General features: G+C 73.7%; 4 protein-coding genes. 1 reads left to right on the top strand and 3 read right to left on the bottom strand.

The window, feature by feature from the left end:
- From AB0J52_RS31590 to AB0J52_RS31580, 3 genes are all read right to left on the bottom strand, one after another.
- Positions 1 to 413 (bottom strand): SDR family NAD(P)-dependent oxidoreductase (locus AB0J52_RS31590; RefSeq protein WP_500186431.1); only part of this gene is annotated, 413 nt, incomplete at its 3' end.
- Between the two features lie 82 nt (positions 414 to 495).
- Complete coding sequence (locus AB0J52_RS31585) at positions 496 to 1,962, bottom strand: right-handed parallel beta-helix repeat-containing protein (protein ID WP_500186430.1); 1,467 nt, start codon at positions 1,960 to 1,962, stop codon at positions 496 to 498.
- On the bottom strand, positions 1,959 to 3,446 hold the full coding sequence (locus tag AB0J52_RS31580; RefSeq protein WP_500186429.1) for an FAD-dependent monooxygenase: 1,488 nt from the start codon (positions 3,444 to 3,446) through the stop codon (positions 1,959 to 1,961). The genes AB0J52_RS31585 and AB0J52_RS31580 overlap by 4 nt, the downstream gene beginning before the upstream one ends.
- 167 nt (positions 3,447 to 3,613) lie before the next feature.
- On the opposite strand from AB0J52_RS31580, the gene AB0J52_RS31575 reads away from it, so the two are divergent.
- The coding region (locus AB0J52_RS31575; RefSeq protein WP_500186428.1) for a hypothetical protein at positions 3,614 to 3,820 on the top strand (207 nt) is incomplete at its 3' end.

Genomic DNA, 3,820 nt, shown 5'->3' with positions numbered 1-3,820 from the left:
GTCCCGCTGGAGACGATCACCACCCGCCCCCAGCCGCGCCGCACCATCGCGGGCACGAACGCCTGCGCGACCCGCCAGGTGCCGAGCAGGTTCACCTCCATCGTCCGCGCGACGAGCTCCAACGGCGCGCTCAGCGGATCGCAGCCGGCGTCCAGCAGCACCCCGGCGTTGCAGACCAGGATGTCCACGGCCGCCTCGGCCGCCGCCTTCCCGACCGACTCCTCGTCGGTGACGTCCAATCCCCGCGCCTCGACCTCGGGCCCGATCTCGCGTGCGGTGCGCGCCGCCGCCTCGGCGTCTCGCGCCGTGACGACGACGCGGGCCCCCCGCCGATGCAGCTCGGCCGCGACCGCCCGTCCGATTCCCCGGTTGGCTCCGGTCACGAGCGCCGTAGGTGTGCTGTCGCCGGCCATGGGATCCCCTTTCCTGGACGGCCATCATCGTCTTCCGCGCTCGACCCCGGCTGGAGTCGCCCGGCGCTTCCGCGTTCGGCTGTCAGGGGACGCAGGGGCCCTGGTAGGCGCCGATGCTGGGTGGGGTGGGCACCGGTAGTCCGTAGTAGTCGCCGCCCGATGCCTCGGGGGACGGTGAGCCCGCACGCAGTGCCGGGGAGCCGCAGGCCAGGCGGAAGTCGCCCGGGCCGGCGAAGCGCGGGTCGCCCAGCACCGCGCCGGAGTCGCCGGGATGGGCGGCGGCGACGCCGGAGTAGAGGTTGTGGTCGTAGACGCCGTACGCGTCGTCGATGCTCCCGGGGGTGGCGAAGATGTTGTTGCGGAAGGTGTGCACGGTCGTCCCGGACATCGCGATCAGGACGGTCGCGGAGGGGGCGCGCACGTCGTTGCCGGTGAACGTCACGTCGCTGTCGATGCTGCCCGGGCACACGCTGATCAGCGGGATCGTGGTCGTGCCGAGGACGGCGTTGCGGTCGTCGTCGCTGATGTTGTAGCGGATGGTCGCGCCGCGCACCGGGTTGTCGCCATCGCTGCACACCCACACGAAGCCGCCCTGGTTGCGACCGGTGCGGTTGTACTGGATGAGGGTGTCGTCGCTGGCGGCCTCGACGCCGAGCGCGGCGGCGAACATGCCGGTTCCGTTCAGCACCACGTTGCGCTCGATGGTCGGGTGGTCGGAGTTCCAGGCGAAGATGCCCAGGTGCGCCACGGTGGTGCCGTAAGAGAAGCCGTCCACCCGGTTGTGGTCGATCAGCGGGGACGCGCCGTTCCCGACGACGATGCCGTGGCCGCGGATGGTCCGCAGGGTGTTCCCCGTGAGCCGGACGCGGGTCATCGGCACGTAGGGGGCGTCTCCGGAAGGGTAGGACGGGCGTTTGACCCAGGTGGAGAAGGTGCCGATGCCCGCGCCGTCCACGGCCGTCACCTGGTTGCCCGTCACGCGCACGTCGTCGAAGGCGGTCGGTCGCGTCGTGCCCTCCGCGCTGAACACGATGCCGCCGCTGGCCACGCAGTCGCAGCCCGTCACATCGTGGACGACGGTGTCGGACACGACGTAGTGCCTGCCGACGCCGTAGTCCGACAGTCGGACCTCGATGCCCGCTCGTGCGCGCGCGTCCTGGCCGGGGTTGGACACGTCGAGGCCGGAGACGACCCAGCCTGCCGTGTTGCGCAGCAGCACGGCGGCGGGGCCGCCCGTCCCGACGACCTTCGGGCGCGGGCCGGTGCCGTAACGGGTGAGCGTGATCGGACGGGCGGACGTTCCGGAGCCCTGCGGGGACAGCTGGCCCCGGCAGAGCGTCCCGGCGCGCAGCGCCAGCCGGTCGCCCGGCCCGAGGACGGTCCGGCCGGCGCGGTCGGGGGTGCGCCAGGCGTGCCGGGGCGAGGTTCCCGAGGCGTTGTCGTCGCCTCCGCCGCAGTCGAGGTAGTACGTATGGGTCTGCCCGGCGTGCGCGACACCGGGCGTCAAGGCCAGGGCGGCGCCGGCCGCCAACAGCAGTGGCAGTCTCATGGCTTCACTCCAAGGACGCGACGGAGCGCGCCGTCCAGTTCGGCGGCCGGGTCGGCGACCGGGCCGGACGCGCGCCAGGCGACGTAGCCGTCCGGCCGGACCAGGATGCAGCCCCGGACGGGCGCCCGGTGGGCGCGCAGGTTGACCGACGCCGCGGCGCGCAGCCATTCGTCGGTGTCGGTGAGCACGACGAAAGCGTCGTGGAACAGGTCGTGCGTGGACACGTCCGTGTCCAGCCACAGGTGCGGCATGCGCGTGCCGGGCAGCGCGTCCCGCTCGACCTCGCCGCCGTAGACGGTGGTGTGGGCGGGGTCGATCACGGCGGACGAGTTGTACCGCTGGCCCAGGATGCAGACCACGTCGTCCACGTCGTCCTCGCCGAGCGACGCGCCGAAGCGCGCCCGCTGGCGGCGGACGGTCAGGTCGGCGAGCGCGGACGCGACCGGGCGGCGCTCGTCCTCGTAGGTGTCGAGCAGACCGTCGGCGGCGCGGCCACCCAGGACGGCGGCGAGCTTCCAGGCCAGGTTGTGCGCGTCCTGGACGGCGGCGTTCGCCCCCATCGCACCCGCGGGCGGCCACACGTGCGCGCTGTCGCCGACCAGGAACATCCGCCCGGAGCGGAACCGGTCGGCGACTCCGACCGCCTGCTCCCAGGAGGTGATCACCCCGACCCGCACCGGCAGGTCCGCCCCGATGACCGCCCGGGCCAGCGCCGCGCAGCGGTCGGGTGTGAAGTCCGCCGGGCTCTGCCGCGCGGGGTCGTAGGTGACGCTGACGACCCACTGGTCGGGCTTGGCCTGCGTGAGCAGCGAACCGGTGCCCACCTCGGGATTCACCACGATCCAGAGCAGCGCGCGCCGCGTCACCACCTCCGACAGGTCGGCGTCCACGATGAAGCTGATCCAGTGCTCGGTGACTCCCGGCCCAGGCCGCGCGATGCCGAGCCGCCGCCGGATTCCGCTGCGGTACCCGTCGGCGGCGATCAGGTACCGCGCCCGAACCGTGCTGCGCGCACCGGACGCGTGGTCGAGGATCCGCGCGGTGACGCCCTCGGCGTCCTGGTCCGCCGACAGCAGCTCGGCGCCGAACCGGATGGCTGCCCCGCGCTCGCGGGCGGCGTCGATCAGGATGGGCTCGACGCTGCTCTGGTCGGCCATCCCGAACACGCCGGGCGTCAGGTCGGGCAGCGCGCGCGGCGTCTGGTGGTCCAGGATCCAGTGCCACTCGCCGGTCAGCCGCTCGCAGCGCACCACGCCGGTCTCGGAGTCGAACGGACGGCCCGCCTCCAGCAGCGCCTTCTCCAGGCCGAGCGGCCGGTACAGCTCCATCGTCCGCATGTTGATGCCGCGCGCCCGGCCGAGCGGCGAGACGTCCGGGTGCTTGTCCACCAGCAGGCACCGCACGCCCTGGTGGGACAGGAACAGCGCCGACGCGAGACCGGCGTACCCGCCGCCGACGACCAGCACCTCGGCTTCGTCCGTCACGGTCCGCTCCCCTTTCCGCCGGGGACGCTCGTCCCGACCGGTCGCAGGGTGCCAGCCGCGCCTTGAGCCCCGCTCGACGCCGCCGCTCTCCAGTCGGCGTCGAGCGGGGTTCCAAGCGCGGCGACCAGCCTCGTCCTCGTCGGACCCGCCGAAGGGAGGGGCAGCAGATGAACGTCACGCTGGACGAACTGCGCCAACAGGTCGCCCGACTGCTCGACGGGTCGTCCCGGCAGCCCGCGAGCGTCCGGGTGCAGGCGGGCGAGCTGGTCGTGGAGATGCACTGGCCGGAGGCCGCCGCCCCGGGCGGGGCGGCCCCGGTCGAGGCCGCGCCCCCTCCCCCGGCGGTGCAGGTCGACGCCCACGTGGTCACGGCG

It is taken from the genome of Spirillospora sp. NPDC049652, from assembly GCF_040675125.1.
Taxonomy (GTDB): Bacteria; Actinomycetota; Actinomycetes; order Streptosporangiales; family Streptosporangiaceae; genus Spirillospora.
Note: the sequence above shows the minus strand (reverse complement) of the source record. Positions and strands in the feature narration are given on the sequence as shown.

What these genes read in the sequence shown, in the direction of transcription:
- AB0J52_RS31585 (WP_500186430.1), bottom strand. Translation starts at nt 1,962, where the DNA reads ATGAGACTGCCACTGCTGTTGGCGGCCGGCGCCGCCCTGGCCTTGACG.